Genomic DNA, 20,138 nt, shown 5'->3' with positions numbered 1-20,138 from the left:
GGCGTAGATAAGTAGATTTACCGGCCATATTCGGCCGTCAGCAACAGGATGCGCTCACCATTAGCAGCCTCAAGGTGAGTGTCATTAGGGATAAAGACATCCCATCCAGGTATATTCGACCACTGGATGTCTGCCACCACGATCTCCAGACGATGACCTGCTCCAATACAGCCGCACATAGCCTTGATGCGCGCCACTTCAGCCAGACTTAATAACACATCGATACGAGCAACTGAGGATGCGCTGGTCATTAATTGAGGATAGTAGACCGCGATCTGGCGCAAAACATCGGCATAGATACTGCGCTCCATTTCTTCAATGCGCTCAACAGCACTGAGAATAAGGGCTTCATGCTCCTTCAATTCAGGCGTAATAAAGCGTTCGGCATTGACCAGCGTCTGCTTGCGCATATAATCGGACGGCACCAGCTTAAGATTAGCATTACTAACCTCAATATAGTAGCCAAAGACCTTATTAAAACCCACTTTCAGGGCCTTGATCCCCGTGCGCTGGCGTTCACGAGCCTCCAGAGAAATCATCCAGCGGCGCGAGTCCCGAATCGAATTAAAAAGCTCATCTAATTCCGCATGATAGCCAGGGCGAATCAAGCGACCCTCATCCCCTTCATCGTCCTCTTCATCAGGACGTACCAGGGCGCGGTTGATCAGCTCACTGACCTGGGGACATGGATCAAGTTCATCCGCGATCTCCAGCAATAATTCTGCCTCACAGCTCTGCAAAAGATCGCGCAGGGTTGGCAGTTCGGCCAGGTAATCGCGTAGACCAAGTACCTCGTTGCGTACAGCGGTCCCCTGCCTGATCCTGCCGGCGACACGCTCCAGGTCTCCCAGTTCTTGCAAAGACATAGTAAAGCGTGTGCGAATGGCGGGACTCTCATAGAGCTCTTCAATACTCGCCAGCCTGCCATTCAAGACGCTCAGGTCTAGCAATGGCTGCGTAATTGTTCGCCGTAGCAGGCGCGCTCCCATCGGCGTGATAGTGCGATCCAGCACAGCCAGCAAGCTACCTTGCAGGGTTCCACTGCGCGTCCCCTGCAATAGCTCAAGATTACGCTGGGTATGGGCGTCCAGCACCATAAATTGCGTTGTACTATACGAATGCAAGGCCGTCAACAGAGAGAGCAGTGAGCCATTCATCTTTTCCAGATACGCCACAATCGCACCGGCCGCGGCCACCGCCTGTGTCTCATTCTCACAGCCAAAAGATTCCAGTGACTGCACACCAAATTGTCGACATAAACGATGATAGGCAGTTTCATATTGATAAAAATAAGGCGGGCAATGGGTGATGGTGACATTATTGGCAGGAAATTGATATTCTTCTTTATGCGCACCTTCGACCAGCAAACACTCAACCGGAGCCAGCCGCTGTAGCTCTGCATCTAAAGCTACTGGCAACTCATCGGGAGCAAACCAGGTGACCATAAATTCGCCGGTGCTGACATCCACAGCGGCCAGAGCAGTCTGGGTTCTGCCGCTGGCGATCGCGACCAGATAATTATTCTGGCGGGCCGGCAGCAAATTGGGTTCAGACAACGTTCCGGCTGTCAGGATGCGTGTGACAGCTCGATCGACCACCTCGCGCCCCTTGGGGACTTCACTTCCCAGTTGCTCGCAGATAACCACTTTGTAGCCGCGCTGGATCAGTTTGCCAACGTAGTTCTCCAGCGCGTGTTTAGGAATACCAGCTAACGGAACCCGCTCTTTTCCCCTGCTATATGAACGCGTTGTGCGCACAATTTGTAATTCACGCGCAGTAATATAAGCATCTTCATCAAACGTTTCAAAAAAATCTCCAACCTGATACATCAAGATAGCATCGGGAAATTGTTTTTTGAATTCTAGATATTGTTTGCGGGCAGGACTCAGAGTCGCCATACGTTCCTCTTTATTAATTTTAAAGATAGTCCAGGCGGGACATTAAACCATCCTCACACCTTCTATTCTCATTTGCACTTCCAATTATGGTAAAAGAGGCAGAAGCTTTACACACGAGACCAGACCACCTTTAGGAACACATTATAACACGTTCAATCCGCTTTCTTCTGTTGACATTACTTCTCGTATACAAAGAAGCCCATCTGACCTTGCTCTACTTTCATGGAGGGGTGAAATACATAGCCACGGCTCCTATTTCAAAACTTTTTCCTGTATCTAGCGTACTTCATAGTGTACCGATCAACACATAAGACGGACCTATTCACTATTTCTTCGCCTACATTAAGAACCCTTCGATGTGGTTCGATTCCATCATATGCAGGAAGGGATAATATACATGACAGATATTACTGCCCCTATCACTGCCGTCACAGTCTATGCGGACCGCGCATTGGTGACGCGTAAAGGCAAGATCACGCTGGAAGCTGGTGAGCATGAGATTCGAGTCAATAATTTGCCACAGTTTTTACGGGACTCGCTGCGTGCCTCTGGTCATGGACCTCAGGGTACACGTATTCTTAATGTTGATATTACCACCGCCTTTTACCCTCGGTCACCCGAAGAGGATCTAGACCGTATCCAGACGGAACTTGAAGAGCTGCAACATCAGCAGAGGCTATTGCAGGCCAGGCAGGATGCCTTGAAAGATCGGCGCCAGTGGCTGCGCGCGCTCGGTGAGCAGTCCAAAGATTTTGCGCGTGGCCTGGCCCAGGGTCAGATGAAGCCCCAGGACTGCTCTGATTTCTTTGGCTTTATGTCTACCCAGGCTACCCAGGATGCCGAGGCCGCCTTGCAACTGGAAACACAGATTCAGCAGGTCCAATCCCAGATCGATGCCAAGCAACGCGAATATTATCAACGCCAGGGCAATCAGGGCACCACCGATCGCCAGGCGGCCGTGGTCATAGTCGAACTGGCAAATGCGGGCGAATTAGAGGTTGAGATCTCCTATCTGGTGCGTAACGCCTCCTGGTATCCCCAATACGATATCCGGGTTCATCTCGATGAGCAACAAACCAGGGGCAAGGTAGAACTGACCTATATTGGTATGGTACAGCAGTCAACAGGTGAAAACTGGGACCAGGTGGAGTTGGCACTGTCAACCGCGCGTCCCAGCCAGGCAGCCATCTTACCAGAATTACAACCCTGGTATCTCAAAGAATACAATCCACCTCCTCCACGTCCAATGGCCGTCGCGGCGGCAGCTCCTATGTACAGCGGTCCGAGCAGGAAAGCCATGATGCAACGTAGTATGGCGGTCCCCACTGGTGGCATTGCGATGGAGGATGAAGAGGAGGTTCTATTGGGAGCGATGGCCCCCCCGCCTGTCGAGGCAGAGATCGCTACTGCCACGGTTGAGCGCAGCGGAACGGCACTGATCTTCCGCGTTGGCCGCTCGGTGGATATTCCTTCTGATAATTCACCCCACAAAACCACTATTGCGCGCGACGATCTACCCTGCGATTTTGATTATGTCAGTGCGCCTGCCCTGGAAACCAATGCCCATATGCGTGCCACTGTGATCAACACCACTGAGCGCATCCTTTTAGATGGTCAGGCCAGCATTTTTCTGGATGCTGAATATGTCGGCACCACTAAACTGGACTTCACTGCCGCGCGCGAAGAGTTCAAAATCTTCCTGGGCATCGATGATAACCTGAAGATCAAACGCGAGCCTATCGAGCGCGCAGTGGATAAAGGGAACCTGCTACAAGGCGATATCAGGCGTAGCACCTATGCTTATCGCATCACCGTCCATAACTATGCGACCACGCCTCGCAAAGTGGTGATTAAAGATCATATACCGGTGGCGCAACATGAACGCATTAAGGTGAAGATACAAAACATCACCCCCGCGCCTGTTGAGCGCACCAAGTTGGAATTGCTCACCTGGGAGCAGATCCTGCCAGCTAATGGGGAATATGTCATTGAATATCGCTTTATCATCGAGCATCCCCAGACGCTGCGCGTCATCGGCCTACCATAGAGCGCTACTCAATTTGAAAACCGTTTGAAAACCGTCAGGGCTGGACCGCTCGAATAAAGTCAGCCAGTACATCATACGCGGTAACCGCCGGGCCTACGGGTCCGGTAGGTCCGTTATCGGGCACATCCAGGGTGACGGTCAAACCAGGAATGACATCGAGCGCAAAATGAGCCAGCAAAGAACCACCTTTCACGGCGACCAGTGGATCATCAGCGGCCAGCGCAAGCGGTTTTACAAAAGCTTTCACGCCATCCGTGGTCTTTTCTATCTCAGCCACCAGTTTATAGGGCGTTCCCGCGGCCCGCGCCGCCTGCACCTGAGCCACATCCAGGTCCCGAATCCCTTCAACCTCGATCTGCTCCAATGAGGTTGGCGTATGCATCAATACCGTCGCGATAGCGCTCACCTTAACGGCCGCATCCCAGCCATCCACATCTGCAGATGGATCGGTCTCAGCGATCCCCAGGGACTGAGCGGTCTGTACGGCCTGCTCAAAGCTCTTACCCTGCTCCATCTCTTCGATAATCACGTTGCTGGTAGCATTCAGCAAGCCACGAAAGCGCAATATATTGGCGGCAGGCAACGCGCTATTGAAGAGAGAAAATACCGGGGCGCCTCCAATGACGGTAGCCTCAAACAGGAAACGTCGTTGCTGCTGCTGGGCCAGAGCCTGCAACTCGTGGTAGCCATGCACCACCGTCCCTTTATTGGCGGTAATCGCATGGGCGCCATGTTCATGGGCAGCTCGAATATGCTCGATAGCCGGTTGCCCGCTAGTAACATTCAACGAGGTCAACTCAAATAACACATCTGCCTTACCAACAACGAGCCAATCTCGAACATTGTGGCAGGTCTCAACGCTCTGTATCTGTTCAAACTGCCCGGCCAGCAACGCTGAAACATCCAGCCCATCAGGATTAGCCAGCCAGCCCAGGCGCCGTGTGGCCACCCCGGTAAGGCACCATTCTATACTATAGCGCTCTCGTAGCTCAACCGTCTTCTCCTGTAATAGCAGCAGTAACGCGCGCCCCACATTGCCAAAGCCTAACAAGCAGAGATTATAAGTCTTCATACAAGCCCCCATTGGAAGTATCGATAATGATTGCGTTTATTCTAACATAGCAATCAAACCATGATGCGTTATAAGCACCAAAAATACACAGCGACAACTTTTCAAACAATAAGGGTGTTTTTGCAGCAGAGAAAGCGAGTATAAAGAGCATGAATGGGCCTCGTCACGTAATGGATGTTAAACCAGGCTATCGGGGACGCGCATTTACTTCTGACTTAAGCGGCCAGGAGTTCTGGCTGGTCGTAGACAAGGGCTTTCAACCTGTGGGATTAGTGGTCGGCAACTGTATCTATTCCATGGGCGCGGTTCGCAACTGGTTAGTAGGCATTAAAAGCAACTTCCAGGGCGAGCTAAAAGAATATTCTGAATTGATGTACCAGGCACGTGAGCTGGCCATCAGTCGCATGCAATTTGAGGCCGACCAGTTAGGGGCCGATGGTGTGATCGGCGTCGATATCAAAGTTGAGTTCATGCACAATAACGAATGGATGGAAGTTACAGCTATCGGGACCGCCGTACGCTATGTAGGCGCCGGGCCTAACCTTCCTCCCACCAACCAGGGCCGCGTCGTCATCCCAACCAATTAAATTCTCCCAACACCGAACATTATGGGTGTGGCCTTTACGTGAACGTCTCTTAAACACGAAACGGAACCCCTAGGCGGCATAGGATTGCGGCTTCTCGACACGCTTCTCGCACGAGAAGCCGCAATCCGTGCCTTGTGCCCAATACACCCCACTTAGCAACCAGATAATCAATTGAGCGCAACAAGAAACACGAATTGTACGTGCGGGGCTTGTCCCCGCTTTTAATCTTCAAAATCGAAAAAGCAACAATAATTTAATTTTACAGCTATTTTTATATTATAGAGTTATTTTTTGTTTTCGGGCATAAACGTATGAAGCGGGGGCAAGCCCCGCACGTGTTTCTTTGGGCATTCTCTTCTCTTCTTCTTCTTTTATGTAAAGTATAATGCTCTATCCTCTCTTTAGGCTATACGAATAGATGGTGGTAAATATACTTGAAATTGGGGAGAAATGGCTGGTCTCAATTCCCTGGTTGGTCTGCTACAATAACAATTAAAAAAGAGGAGTGGATCATGCCTTTATTTGATGTCGAGCGGGCACGTCAGGATACGCCGGGGAGCCAGCATATTTTACACCTGAATAATGCGGGTTCGTCGTTGATGCCACAGCCGGTGTTAGATGCGACGATTGCACATCTGCAGTTGGAAACACAGATCGGGGGCTATGAGGCGGTAGAACAGCGCCAGGAGGTGCTGGATCATGCGTATGATGCGGCGGCGAAGCTGATCAATTGTTCACGCGACGAGATTGCTTTTATGGAGAGCGCAACGCGAGCCTGGGATACTGCATTCTATTCGCTGCCGTTTAAGGCCGGAGATCGTATTCTGACTTCGATGGCGGAATATGCCAGCAATTATATTGCCTATCTCCAGCTGGCACAGAAGACTGGTGTCGTTATCGAGGCTATTCCTGATGATGCTTATGGCCAGGTTTCGGTCGAGGCGCTGCGCAATATGCTGGATCAACGGGTTAAGCTGATCTCGATTACCCATGTGCCGACCAGTGGCGGCCTGGTCAATCCAATTGTCGAGATCGGCAAGGTAGCACGCGAGGCGGGCATCCTTTACCTGGTTGATGCCTGTCAGTCGGTGGGCCAGATGCCGATCGATGTACAGAAAATCGGCTGTGATATGCTTTCCACGACTGGACGCAAGTATCTGCGAGGTCCACGTGGCACTGGCTTTCTCTATGTACGCCGCGAATTGATCGAGCAGCTAGAGCCTATCGTTCTTGACCTACACTCTGCATCCTGGGTAAGTCGGGATCGCTATGAGATCCGCTCCGACGCGCGGCGCTTCGAGACCTGGGAGACCAATTATGCTGGCAAGATTGGCCTGGCAACGGCTATCGATTATGCGCTGGATTGGGGGCTCGAAAATATCTGGCGCCGCATCAAGGAGCTCTCCTATAATCTACGCACACAGCTCAGCCCTATCCCCGGCGTGATTGTGCGGGATCGCGGTATTACACAGTGTGGCATTGTGACCTTTACGGTTGAGGGGGTTGAACCAGAAGAGATTAAACGGCAATTGGCCAGACAACAGATCAATGTATCAGTTGCGGTACGTAACTCGACCCGCCTGGATATGGAGGCGCGCGGCCTGACAACAATGGTGCGGGCCTCGGTTCACTACTATAATACCTTAGAAGAGCTCACACGCTTTAGTGCAGCCATAGCGCAAATAGCCGATTTCTGATTGCTGAAACAGGATTAAGATCAGGCATAAAAAAAGAGGGCAGGCATTTATAGGTCTGCCCTCTATCATTTTACCCCAGAATTTCAAAAGGTTTGAAGCGAATAAATTTGTCATAGAGCATGGCATCATCCAGTTGTACGCCCTGCATGGTCTGCTCAATTAAGAATTGGCTGACCTTATCAGGATCATTGGTTTGCTGAAAGACCTCCATCTGGCGATCGGCACCTGTTCCACGTGGATCATCCATTAAGGCCCGAATATAATCCATCTCGCGGCGACTGCCCAGTTCATCAACAACATCATCAACAAAGTTGAGCAATTCACGGATAGAGTCGCGCATACTAAGAAGACGCCGCCCACTGAAGTCAACCACTTCGGCATCCAGGCCATAACGCATGGCGCGCCATTTGTTCTCATCCACATAATCACGCGAGAGGACAGGGACCTCTTTGCCACTCTCATCCATTTGTGTGAGCTTGGCGATCAAGGCCTGACAGAGCGCGGCCAGGGCCAGTGTATCCTCGATGGTGCCCGGCATGTCGCTGATACGAAATTCAATGGTATCAAAAAACGGATGGGGGCGAATATCCCACCAGATCTTTTTGCCGTTGTCGATACATTTCATCTCAACCAGATCGTTGACAAAGCTATCAAAGTGCGCGCGATCTCGAAAGACATCTGGTGTGCCACTACGAGGGAAACGCTTCCAGACCACGGAACGGTAGGATTTAATGCCGGTCATGCGCCCATTCCAGAATGGCGAGTTGGACGAGAGGGCCAGGATATGCGGCAGCCAGGTACGTACCTGGTTCATTAACTTGACGGACTGCTCTTTAGAGGCCACCGAGACATGAACGTGCAAGCCAAAGATCAAGATCGAGCGGGCCACATCCTGATATTCCTCTTCCAACTCCATATAACGCTCATGTGGGGTCGGCTTCTGCTCATGCCAGGAAGAACTGGGATGCGTCCCGGCGCTCACCAGGGCTAAATTCTCCTTTTGCAGGATACGTGCCAGCAATGCGCGCGATGTATATAGTTCCATGCGGGCCGCACCAATGTCAGGCAGAATCGGTGATACAAATTCCAGTACGGATTGCAGCATCTCCGGCTTGATCTGCTCTTCGAAGATAGGAGCCCCTTTATCTAGAATGCTCTGGGCACGCGAGGCGAGCTTGCCGGTCTTTACATCTACCAGCTGAAACTCCTCCTCAATCCCTAGCATAAAACGTTGTGGCATATGCCAACACCTCCATCAAAATCCAGTACCCGGTAACAGAATCGTTACTCTACTTACGATCCCGATGACAGTTCAGTTTCCAGGCCCACAAGAACTATTCAATAGAATATATATACAAAGTCCATCAAGAATATGTCTTCAGCACATATATAGCTCTCACTATTGCTTCGCAGCTCATGTTATAATACACCATGACACCTATACGCCGAGGGGAAATTTACTATCCGCCTAGAGGAAAAACAATCGGGTATTTTGTCACCCAGGAAGTAGAAGATGCAGCAAACTATCCTCCATATACTTTATTCAAGGATGGTGTCTGATTCTATCAAAAACATCACTCTATAAATGTATCATACTAGCTTATCCCAGAAGTCCGGAGGGAATATGAGCCGATTTCTCGATACACTGGCCCAACGTATTTTAATCTATGATGGAGCGATGGGCACAAACATTCAACGTTATCAACTTACCGCCGAAGACTATGGTGGTGAGGCAACGGAAGGTTGTAATGAATACCTTGTGCTGACCAAACCCAATGTCATCGAGGAAATCCATGCGGGCTTTATGGAAGCTGGCTGTGACGTTATTGAAACGGATTCATTTACGGCCAGTCGTTTAAAGTTAGATGAGTACGGTATAGGACACCTGACCCACGAGGTCAATTTTACAGCGGCCCGACTGGCCCGTAAGGTGGCCGACCGCTATAGCACACCCGAGCAGCCGCGCTTTGTGGCCGGTTCGGTCGGTCCCACCGGTATGCTCCCTTCTTCTGACGATCCCCTGTTGAGCAATATTACGTATCAACAACTGGTAGCCATCTTCCGTGAGCAGGGCAAAAGCTTGCTGGAAGGCGGAGTGGATGTCTTCTTGATCGAGACCAGTCAGGATATCCTGGAAGTACGTGCTACGATTACCGGCTTGCGCCAGGCGATGCAGGATGCTGATCGCGAGGTGCCCATTCAGGCCCAGGTTTCGCTGGACACCAGTGGACGCATGCTGCTGGGAACAGATATCGCGGCGGTCATGACCACCCTGGTAGCCTTGCGCGTAGATATCGTTGGCCTCAACTGCTCCACGGGTCCCGAGCACATGCGTGAACCCGTACGCTTCCTGGCTGAAAACTGTCCACTGCCCATCTCTACTATCCCCAATGCCGGTATTCCATTGAATGTGAACGGCCAGGCCGTCTATCCAATGGAGCCAGAGCCAATGGCGAAGGCGCTCTATGAGTTCGTGACCGAGTTTGGCGTCAATATCATCGGCGGCTGTTGTGGCAGTAGCCATGAGCATCTGCAGGCCATCGTCAAAGCCTGTCGCAATGCTCCCCGTCAGCCACGACCTATTGCCGACAATAATATCGCCCAGAAAAACTTCCAGCAGATCATCCCTCCCTTCCTCTCCAGTGGTATCCGCGCCACCTCGATGCAGCAAGATCCAGCGCCCCTGATCGTGGGTGAGCGCGTCAACTCAACCGGCAGCCGTAAAGCCAAACAGGCCCTGCTGGCCGATGATTATGATACCTTGCTGGCGATTGGCCGTGAGCAGGTTGAGGGAGGTGCACACGTCTTAGACGTGCAGGTTGCCTTGACCGAGCGCACCGACGAAGATGTGCAGATGGCGACCCTCGTCAAGAAACTCTCGATGGGTAGCGAGGCTCCGCTGGTAATAGATAGCACCGAAGCCGATGTAATTAAGGCTGCGCTAGAGATCGCCCCGGGCCGAGTTCTGATCAACTCCATTAATATGGAGATGGGACGTCAACGCATCGAAAAAGTGATCCCGCTGGCTATAGAGCATGGCTCTGCAGTAATTGCGCTGACCATCGACGAGATCAGTATGGGCAAGACCACAGAACGTAAAGTCGAGATTGCCCATAAAATCTATGATATCTGCGTCAATGAATATGGCCTCTCACCCAATTCACTGGTCTTTGATGCCTTAACCTTTCCGATTACAACCGGCCAGGAGGAACTGCAAACGGCGGCCATTGAGACTCTGGAGGCCATCAAGCGTATCAAAGCCGAGCTTCCGGGCGTGATGACGATCCTGGGTGTCAGCAATGGTTCATTTGGCTTGAAACAGCATGCACGCGCGGTCCTCAATAGCGTCTTCCTTTATCACGCGGTGAGGGCGGGCCTGGATATGGCGATCGTCAATCCTTCCCATATCACACCGTATGCGGAGATCGATGACGAGCAGCGCAAGTTGGCGGACGACCTGATCTTCAATCGCCCTGATGCGTTGCCGCGCTTCATTAACTACTTTGAGCAACATGGACCACAAAAAAGCGATGCCAACGACAAGGTTGATCCCACCGAGGGCATGGAGGTGGCCGAGCGCATCCACTGGCAGATCCTGCATCGCCGCAAAGAAGGCATTGAGCCTTTGATTGACCAGGTAGTGGCCGAGCGCGCTAGCAGCCTGGAGGTCAACAATAACGATGCAGCGGTCAACGTGTTGAATACGGTGCTCTTGCCCGCCATGAAAGATGTGGGAGATCGCTTTGGAGCCGGTGAATTGATCCTGCCGTTTGTACTACAGTCGGCAGAGGTGATGAAGCGCTCGGTGGCCCACCTGGAGAACTATCTGGAGAAACAGGAAGGCTACACCAAAGGCAAGGTTGTGCTGGCCACGGTCTATGGCGATGTCCACGATATTGGTAAAAACCTGGTCAACACCATCCTCAGCAATAATGGCTACACCGTCTACGACCTGGGCAAACAGGTTCCATTGAATACCATCCTGGAAAAGGCCATTGAGGTCAAAGCCGATGTGATTGGTCTCTCGGCCCTGCTGGTCAGTACCTCCAAACAGATGCCGCTGTGCGTCAAAGAGCTGCACAAGCGCGATCTGCCTTTCCCGGTCATCATCGGTGGCGCGGCCATCAATCGTTCCTTTGGACGGCGCATCCTCTTTGTAGATGAGCAGAAGGCCGATTCCGTCCCCACCCCATACAAGCCGGGCGTCTTCTACGCCCGCGATGCCTTTGAGGGACTGGATATCGTCGATAAGCTGACCAATCCACCTGAAGAACGCGAGAAGTTTGTACAGCGTATTCAGAGCGAGGCGCTCAACGAGCGTCAAAAGAAGAACGCTAAGGGTGCCGAAGCTGCCCCGGTAGCACAGGAGGTGGTCACCACGCCATCCAGCAGCATACAGCCAGCGCATTCAATCCCAACACCACCATTCTGGGGACCACGCATCCTGGAGCGCATTGGGCTGGAAGATGTCGCGGCCTGCATGGATTATAAGACGCTCTACCGGCTCCATTGGGGCGGTAAGGCCCATGGCGAGGAGTTCACCCGCCTGGTCGAGCAGGATTTTGAGCCACGGCTTGAACGCATGCTGCGTGAGGCGCGCCAGCAGCGCTATCTGCAACCCAAAGTAGTGTATGGCTATTATCCCTGCCAATCCAGCGGCAATGAACTACTCGTCTATGATCCAGTACAGTTCCAGCAGGATGGCCAGCTGCGTGAAGTGACACGCTTCGTCTTCCGCCGCCAGACAGAGCATGATCGTCTCTGCATGGCCGACTACTTCACCTCGGTACAGAGCGGCAAAGTCGATGTGCTTCCTTTACAGGTAGTCACGATGGGACACGAGGCCAGCAACGCTATTCAGGCACTGCAGGACAAAGGTCAGTATTCTGAGGCCTACTTCCTGCATGGCCTGGCCGTTGAGATGGCGGAAGGGTTGGCTGAATACACCAATCGGGTTGTGCGCCAGGAACTCGGCTTAACCGATGAGTCGCGTGGCCGCCGCTATAGCTGGGGCTATCCAGCCATACCCGACCTGGCCGATCACGAAAAACTCTTTAAGCTGCTCCCAGTCGAGCAAAGCATTGGCGTCTCCCTGACAGAGGCCTATCAATTGGTCCCAGAACAATCAACAGCCGCCATGATCACTCACCACCAGCAAGCCGTCTACTTCGCGATTCGCGTACAAAACGAAGAGACTGTCGGCGTCTAATACCTATATATCGTCCGATAAAGGCAAAAGAGGAACCTTGCTGAACATAGCAAGGCTCCTCTTTTGCCTTTATCTTCATATAAAATAGTGTAACATTATGAAGATAATGGAATCCATTTTTGTATGTACAGAGAGAGGATGGTCGACACAATGATAGCCCCTATTGCTTTGCAATTGTATACGCTTCGCAAAGAACTGGCGCAAAATTTTGAGAGAACTATTACCAGGGTGGCGGAGATTGGTTATGCAGGGGTGGAATGTGGACTCAATACCGTTGCGGTCAAAGAAGACGATTTACGTCTCTTACAAACACTGGCTCTACGTGTGGCAGCGGTACATACTACACTTCCTTTTGATGATGAGCGCCAGGCTCAGCTTGAGCGTGTAGCAAAGGCTGGAACCAGACACCTGGTCATCTCTTACATCCCGGCGGAGGAGTTCCAATCCGAGGAGAAAATAGCACAGGTAGCGAACAAATTGAATGCAGCCGCTCAAATTGCGCACCAGCATGGACTCTCCCTGAGCTATCATAACCACTGGTGGGAATTCCAACCAACTATCGGCGGTCGCACACCCCACGAAATTTTGCGCAACCAGCTTAGCAATGCCATCTCATTTGAAATCGATGTCTATTGGGCGCAAACAGGAGGCACACTGCCCGCACCTGTAGTCGAGGAACTGAGTGCACGCGCTCCACTCCTACATCTCAAAGATGGACCAGCAGAAAGCGCTGAGCAACCCATGACCGCGCTAGGCGAGGGCAAGGTGGATATTCCTGCCGTCGTGGCAGCCAGCCAGGGAAATGCAGAATGGGTCATCGTTGAGCTAGATGCCTGCGCCACCGATATGCTAACCGCCGTTGAGAAAAGTTATCATTATCTTGTTAACAATCACCTGGGGCATGGCAATCAAGCATAAACTACCCTGATGGCCAGGATCTCCGCATTCTTCATAACTTTTTGAAGCATTAAAGACACTCACACAAATTTATCACATACAGTAAAATCCCGTGGCGTGAGATTTTACTGTATGTGATAAATTTGACTCATGCGCACCTACACCCGGCCGCAAGTGAGCAACATCAAAAAACTATCCTCAACTGAATTTATATGCTATACTAGCATTGAATAATCCCGGAAATCCAGATAGTTGGAGTGACCAGTGAACGTCAGAATGTACAATTGCACCTGTCTATACGTTCATAGAGGCAGCACCAAGCAGTAGCTCAGCCCTCTATGAACGTATTGGCGTGTCCTCCAACGGCCATTCCTATTGTCTCCCCCCACACGTCTTCCGTCTGAGCTACTACCTCGTAAGATCTAATCAGTGTACGCGGCTGATTGATATAATAGAACACACATATAAGCACGCAAGCACGATAACTCAGCATATAGAGGAGATTTGCGCATGTCTACGATAGCAAGCAAACCAGTTTACCTGTACAATACATTGACCCGCACCAAAGATCAGTTTAAGCCGCTCCATGCCCCAAGGTGGGCATCTATAACTGCGGACCCACTGTCTATAAAGATATTCACATCGGCAATTTACGTTCATTTACCACCACTGACTGGCTACGCCGGGTACTTGAGTACAATGGCTATGATGTCCAGCTGGTCCGCAACATTACCGATGTCGGCCACCTGCATGAGGATGATGATGTCCGTGGCGGTGAAGATAAGTTGGAGCACGAAGCACGCGAGACTGGCCGCTCGGCTTACGAGATTGCCGCCCATTATACAAAGCAGTACTTACAAGACTGCGATGAAATGAATATCCTGCCACCCCATGTGGTTCCTAAGGCAACCGACCATATCCAAGAGATGATCGAGATCACCAAAAAGTTGATCGAGCATGGCCTGGCCTACGTCAGCGATGGCAACGTATATTATGCAGTCAGTCAGTTTAAAAACTACGGTGCCCTTTCGGGAAATACCGTTGAAAATCTGCGCGCCGGTGGCCACGGACGCGTGCAGATGGAAGTGGCTGAAGATAAACAGAATTCCGAAGACTTTGCGCTCTGGAAGCATGGCGATGCCACGCGGCAAATGAACTGGGAGAGTCCCTGGGGAGTTGGCTTTCCAGGCTGGCACATCGAGTGCTCGGCCATGGCCACAAAATACCTGGGCGAGCAGTTTGATATCCATACAGGCGGTATCGACCTGGTCTTCCCCCACCATGAAGATGAAATCGCTCAGAGCCAGGGAGCAACCGGCAAACAGCCAGTCCAGTACTGGGTACACAATGAGTTTCTGGATTTCGGCAATAGCAAGATGTCGCGCTCGGTCGGCAATGTCCTGCTGCTCAGCACATTGAAAGAGCGTGGGATTGAGCCGATGGCTTATCGCTATCTGCTATTGACGGCCCATTATCGCTCCAAACTCAATTTCACCGATGATTCAATCAATGCGGCGCAAAATGGCTTGAACAATCTACGGGCAGACATAGCTGAACTCCCGGTAACCGAGGCTCCAGCCACCTGGTCAGCCGAAGCCCAACGTATGCGTGAGGCGTTCCATGAAGCGATTAACAATGACATGGACCTGCCAATCGCGATCAGCATCACGCGCGAGGCGGCCCGCACGAATAAAATCGAGCCCGCTGAGCGACGCCATCTGATCCTGGACTTTGACCGTGTGCTGGGCCTGCAACTGGATAAAGTGGCACCTAAGGCTCCTGTTACCGTCAGTGATGAGGCACAGGAACTGGTACGCCAGCGCGATGCCGCCCGCGCAGCGCGTAACTGGAAAGAATCAGATCGCCTGCGCGACCTGCTCAAAGAGATGGGCTTTGAAGTACGTGACACGCCAAAGGGCACGCAATTAGTGTAAAATAGAGATGCGGATGGTTTGCTCGTCTAACAGCCATCCGCACTCACACTTCGTCCACACTGCTTATCATACCTCTACGGTCTGTTTCCAATAAAAGGAGGGCAATGTATGGCATCCCGATGGCGCAAAAACCTGAACAAAACAGGCGACCTGACCAGTTTTGTCAATGGCTTCTATTCGCTCTTAACACATCGTCAACTTCCCCCTACCAGCGGCACATTTCAAATCGTAGGACTGAATGAGCCGGTTGAGATCATCACCGATCAATATGGGGTTCCACATATCTATGCCAACAATGAAGATGATCTCTATTTCGCCCAGGGCTATATCCACGCACAGGAACGCCTCTGGCAAATGGATCTCAACCGACGCCTGGGATCTGGTCGCCTCTCGGAGATATTTGGCACTGTAACGCTAGAAGTTGATCGCTTTTGCCGGCGGCTAGGCATGCATCGCGCGGCTGCCGCGGATGTATCAGCACTGCCTGAACACGATTTGCTTATCCTGGAAGCTTACGCCAGTGGGGTTAACAGCTTCATCGAGCACAATCAGCACAAATTACCGGTAGAATTCCGGCTATTGAACTATCGTCCGGAACCCTGGAAACCTGCAGACACCCTGCAATGGGGCAAAGTTCAGGGCTGGAGCCTGTGCGGCAACTGGGAGACGGAACTGATCCGAGCCCGTATTATCGAAAAAGTCGGGGTAGAGCGTGCGGCCCAATTAGAGCCGGGCTATGATCCCCAGCATCCACTGATTCTCCCACCTGGAGTGGCATACCAGGGCATCAATCTAGGCCTGCTAGAGCAATATCAGCAGATCCAGACCTTGAGCGGCTTTAGTGTGATGGGGGGCAGCAATAACTGGGTAGTGGATGGCAGCATGACCAAAAGTGGCGCCCCATTGCTCTGTAATGATCCCCATCTGGGCCAGGCTGCGCCATCGATCTGGTTTGAGTGCCACCTGATCGCGGGTGAGCTGGATGTTACCGGCGCAACCTTCCCTGGCGCCCCTGGCATCATCATCGGGCATAATCAGCACATTGCCTGGGGCGTCACCAACGCGGTCTCAGATGTACAGGATCTCTACGTTGAGAAGTTCAATCCGGAGAATCCACGCCAGTATGAGTTTGCAGGGCAGTGGGAAGAGGCCGAGATCATACGTGAAGAGATCACCATCAAAGGGCAAGATATGCCTGTGGTTGAAGAGGTACGCGTTACACGCCATGGACCGGTGATTACCCATATTCCGGCGGTCTCGCAGCCGCAAACCACCGAGGGGCAAACCAGTGAGCTACCATTGGCACTGCGCTGGACCGGTCTGGAGCACACCACCCTGTTAACAGCTATCCGGCACCTGAATCGTGCCAGTAACTGGCAGGAATTTCATAACGCGCTCCGCGACTGGGATACACCACCCCAGAACTTTGTCTATGCCGACCGCGAGGGCAATATTGGATACGTCATGGCAGGCAGTATTCCTGTTCGGGCCAAAGGTCAGGCGCTGATACCGGTGCCCGGCTGGAACGGCGAGTACGAGTGGACTGGCAAGATTCCATTTGAGAAACTACCCCAGACCTATAATCCGGACCAGCATTTTCTAGTCACCGCCAATCACCGTGTGATTGATGATAATTATCCTTACTACATCACCAATGAATGGCTGAATGGTTATCGGGCCCAGCGCATTCAACAGCTCCTGACCAGTACAGAAAAAATCACAGTCGAGGATATGGCTAAAATTCAGTATGATCAATATTGCATACCGGCCACCGAGATTGTACCTTACATACTTCAATTAGAGGCTAATACCGCCATGAAACGCGCGGCCCAGGAGATTTTACAGACCTGGGATTATCAGTTGCGCCCAGATAGTATCGGGGCCAGTATCTATACCACCTTCGCACGCAAACTGGAACGCCTGGTGCTGGATGCGCTCCTGGGCGAGGACGAAACGCTCATTCAGCAGTACCTCGGTAAAAGCTTAAGCGCGTTAGGGACACTCAATGGCTATGCGGGCCGCAACCGACCATTATTGCTGCGCCTGCTGCGCGAACAGCCAGAAAGCTGGTTCGCCAACTCCGTCTTTCCTAAAGGACCAAACACCTGGCAGGTAGCGCTGGATCGAGCCTTTGACGCCACCCTGGAAGAACTTAGAGAGAAACTTGGTGGCAACATTCTACGCTGGCAATATGGGGCAATCCATAAAATGAAGTATACCCACCCTCTGGGTACTGCGAAGGCCCTGGAGACGTTCTTTAATCGTGGACCATTTGCGGTCGGAGGTGATCACGATACGGTCAATGTGGGTTCCGCCACGGTAGCAGAGCCAGAAAATGTACTGGTCGTCCCCTCATACCGGCAGATTATTGATCTAGACCAGCTATCACAATCGCGCTCGATTCATGCACCAGGTCAATCAGGTCATCCTGGCAGTAAACACTATGACGATTTCATTGCCCTCTGGCGTACTGGCGAGACGCATCCTATGTATTACCACAGAAAAGAGATCGAAGAGCATGCGGAAGGAAAACTAAGTTTAAATCCCAAAAAGTTGTAAGAGAATCTCTAAATAAAATTTACAAATCTGTGATATTTTCTTGAAGATTCAAGCGTATACTGTTGTCATGTGAACTGCTAGAGTGAGTCACAGGCTCTACATCACTTGATACGAGGCTTGTTCGCATGTGCAAGCCTCATCATTTTCTCTTATACACATTTTCTCCTTCCTCCACCAAAACTTCCCTATTCTTTAATGAAGTTATCATCTTGACGTTTTATAAAAGGGGCGTAGTCTTATACAGCGACAGGACTGTTACCAGTACAAAATAAAAGAGGAACAAAAAATTCATATGCTAGAAAAAAAATTCCCGATAACGACCTCTCCTGGTTGGATACTACTGCCACTACGACTCTTTCTGGGTATTACATTTATCTATGCGGGTATACAAAAGCTGGCTGATCCACAATTCTTTGACCCACAGAAAGCTGGTTATATAGGGAAACAGCTCGCAGGATACGCGACTGCTTCGCCGCTCAAAGAATTCTTGTTACATGTTGCAGTGCCACATGCCCAGCTCTTTGGCTTTCTGGTCGCCTTCGGTGAGATCGCCATTGGGGCAGGCGCTCTGGTCGGCCTGCTAGTACGCCCGGCAGCCTTCTTTGGTGCGTTACTTAGCTTGATTTTTTTCCTCTCAGCTACCTGGCGCGTCTATCCCTACTTCTTTGGTTCAGACATCGTTTTTGTCTTTGCCTGGCTCACCCTCTTCCTCAATGGTCCATCCCATACCGGGCTACCAACCATCGATGAATACCTATTCGCGCCGTCATTGCAAGCAGCCACGATACAACATCCTTCAACGCTTACTCGGCTGGCTATGCTCGCACTGGGTATCCGGCCCGCGCCACAACCCCTTACCATCCCTAATCCACCACCACAACGTCAGCTATCCCGACAAGCCACCATCCAGCAGGCAAAACGGACACGACGCGGCTTTATCATGGGCGTGGTAACAGGCGGCATAGGTGCCTTTGGACTGGCGGCCATCGCCATGGCGGCCCGCATTATCAATACCCGGGACGAGGAGGCACCAGTCGTTATCCAACAACCGACGGCAACTCCTGCTCCAGCCCAATCTACGCCACAGGATGACCAGAATGGCCAGGCCACGCCAACCGCGGCGGCAACGGATACCACCAACTCGGCCAACAAAATAGCCCAGGTCAGCGCCGTAGCAAATAACAGTAGCGTCCCTTTCACCATTAATAGCAGTGGGGATGCTGGCATGTTGATACGCCTGCCCAGTGGAAAATTTGTCGCCTACGATCTGCGCTGTACACATGCCGGTTGCCAGGTAGACTACGACCCACAGCAACATCTCCTCATCTGTCCATGCCATGGAGCCGAATTTGATCCAGCCCAACAGGCCAATCCAGTCGCAGGTCCAGCTGATACGCCATTGACCCCGGTTACTATCCATATCGATAGCAACACAGGTGTCATCACCCAGGCCTGACGGGCCAGGAGCTAAAAGTGCCGCTCTGGCTATTCTAGCCTATTGGGACATACTTTTCTCGCTCTAGCAGCTATAATAAGAGAGATCAGTCTAACACATTTTCCATGACTATCTCTCTTTTTTTTGGCTACACACAACCTGTATTCTGACCAAGTCCACAAAAAGCTTCTTTTTCTCTTGACAAGGTCATAGCATCTAGCTATACTTTCTATAGCAAATAGTTATGAGGTAAGCATGAATCTAGCGGAGAAGATTAAACACTTACGTGAAGTAGAAGGCGAGCTGAGAGGGTTTAATCGCCCGATGACGCAAATGGAAGTTGTTAAAACGATGCATCAAGAGTTGGGAGTAAGTATTAGTCAGGCCTATCTCTCGCAACTTGAGAGCTCAAAGCGACTTCATCTGACAGCATCGAGCCGGGATCTCCTGGCACGCTTTTTTAAAGTACATCCAGGATATCTTGTGAGCGATCCGCCAGATTATAGCACGGACTTACTCACCGAGGTAGGTCAGGACAGTGATCGTTTGGGAACATGGCTGATAGCCAACGCGGCTGAATGGCGCAGCGAACCAGTACTAAGCGAATTGTTACAATTGCTCGCTGAAGTAGAAGAACCACGACGCTACCTGGCAGTCTTTCGGACTTTTATGGAGCTCTCAATTGAAGAGCTTGAAGCGATTATCGATGCTCTAGATATGCAAGAAGAAGTCGAATAAAACTAATTGTATTTTCCATCAACAAACTCGTCTATATTAATGGAGTGATGCTAACAGGAAACCGC

Annotated in this window: 12 protein-coding genes; 9 read left to right on the top strand and 3 right to left on the bottom strand. The window is 51.4% G+C overall.

All coding sequences use genetic code 11. From position 1 onward, the window contains the following. Nucleotides 1-17 precede the first annotated feature (17 nt). Nucleotides 18-1,898, bottom strand: a complete 1,881-nt coding sequence (gene mutS / locus EL645_RS19180; protein WP_126551995.1) for a DNA mismatch repair protein MutS — start codon at nt 1,896-1,898, stop codon at nt 18-20. A 397-nt stretch (nt 1,899-2,295) separates the two neighbouring features. Here mutS and EL645_RS19175 point away from each other — a divergent pair, with 397 nt between their 5' ends. Further along, complete coding sequence (locus tag EL645_RS19175; protein ID WP_161977497.1) at nt 2,296-3,945, top strand: mucoidy inhibitor MuiA family protein; 1,650 nt, start codon at nt 2,296-2,298, stop codon at nt 3,943-3,945. Between the two features lie 34 nt (nt 3,946-3,979). Here EL645_RS19175 and EL645_RS19170 read toward each other — a convergent pair whose 3' ends face one another. Next, complete coding sequence (locus EL645_RS19170) at nt 3,980-5,017, bottom strand: homoserine dehydrogenase (RefSeq protein WP_161977496.1); 1,038 nt, start codon at nt 5,015-5,017, stop codon at nt 3,980-3,982. A 170-nt stretch (nt 5,018-5,187) separates the two neighbouring features. On the opposite strand from EL645_RS19170, the gene EL645_RS19165 reads away from it, so the two are divergent. After that, nucleotides 5,188-5,604, top strand: coding sequence for a YbjQ family protein (locus tag EL645_RS19165; protein ID WP_161977495.1), 417 nt, complete (start codon nt 5,188-5,190; stop codon nt 5,602-5,604). A gap of 512 nt (nt 5,605-6,116) precedes the next feature. Further along, entirely contained in the window at nt 6,117-7,301 is a 1,185-nt protein-coding gene (locus EL645_RS19160; protein WP_126551991.1) for an aminotransferase class V-fold PLP-dependent enzyme, read from the top strand. A gap of 70 nt (nt 7,302-7,371) precedes the next feature. Here EL645_RS19160 and EL645_RS19155 read toward each other — a convergent pair whose 3' ends face one another. After that, nucleotides 7,372-8,541, bottom strand: coding sequence for a carboxylate-amine ligase (locus tag EL645_RS19155; RefSeq protein ID WP_126551990.1), 1,170 nt, complete (start codon nt 8,539-8,541; stop codon nt 7,372-7,374). A 384-nt stretch (nt 8,542-8,925) separates the two neighbouring features. On the opposite strand from EL645_RS19155, the gene metH reads away from it, so the two are divergent. The 6 genes from metH to EL645_RS19125 all read left to right on the top strand — a co-directional run bounded on the left by metH (nt 8,926) and on the right by EL645_RS19125 (nt 20,073). Beyond that, entirely contained in the window at nt 8,926-12,510 is a 3,585-nt protein-coding gene (metH, locus tag EL645_RS19150; RefSeq protein WP_126551989.1) for a methionine synthase, read from the top strand. Nucleotides 12,511-12,660: 150 nt separating this feature from the next. Next, nucleotides 12,661-13,428, top strand: coding sequence for a sugar phosphate isomerase/epimerase family protein (locus EL645_RS19145; protein WP_161977494.1), 768 nt, complete (start codon nt 12,661-12,663; stop codon nt 13,426-13,428). Nucleotides 13,429-14,003: 575 nt separating this feature from the next. Further along, nucleotides 14,004-15,341 (top strand): cysteine--tRNA ligase, encoded by a 1,338-nt coding sequence (gene cysS / locus EL645_RS19140; protein ID WP_126551987.1) that lies wholly within the window; start codon nt 14,004-14,006, stop codon nt 15,339-15,341. Between the two features lie 108 nt (nt 15,342-15,449). Further along, the gene (locus EL645_RS19135) at nt 15,450-17,900 is read left to right on the top strand and encodes a penicillin acylase family protein (protein WP_126551986.1); all 2,451 of its coding nucleotides are present in this window, start codon (nt 15,450-15,452) and stop codon (nt 17,898-17,900) included. Nucleotides 17,901-18,192: 292 nt separating this feature from the next. Continuing rightward, complete coding sequence (locus EL645_RS19130; RefSeq protein ID WP_126551985.1) at nt 18,193-19,356, top strand: TQO small subunit DoxD; 1,164 nt, start codon at nt 18,193-18,195, stop codon at nt 19,354-19,356. Between the two features lie 234 nt (nt 19,357-19,590). Next, entirely contained in the window at nt 19,591-20,073 is a 483-nt protein-coding gene (locus EL645_RS19125) for a transcriptional regulator (RefSeq protein ID WP_126551984.1), read from the top strand. The last annotated feature ends 65 nt before the right edge of the window (nt 20,074-20,138 follow it).

The organism is Dictyobacter kobayashii, assembly GCF_003967555.1.
GTDB classification, from domain to species: Bacteria; Chloroflexota; Ktedonobacteria; order Ktedonobacterales; family Ktedonobacteraceae; genus Dictyobacter; species Dictyobacter kobayashii.
The sequence above is the reverse complement of the archived record's forward strand: the minus strand, read 5'-3'. Positions and strand labels throughout refer to the sequence as shown.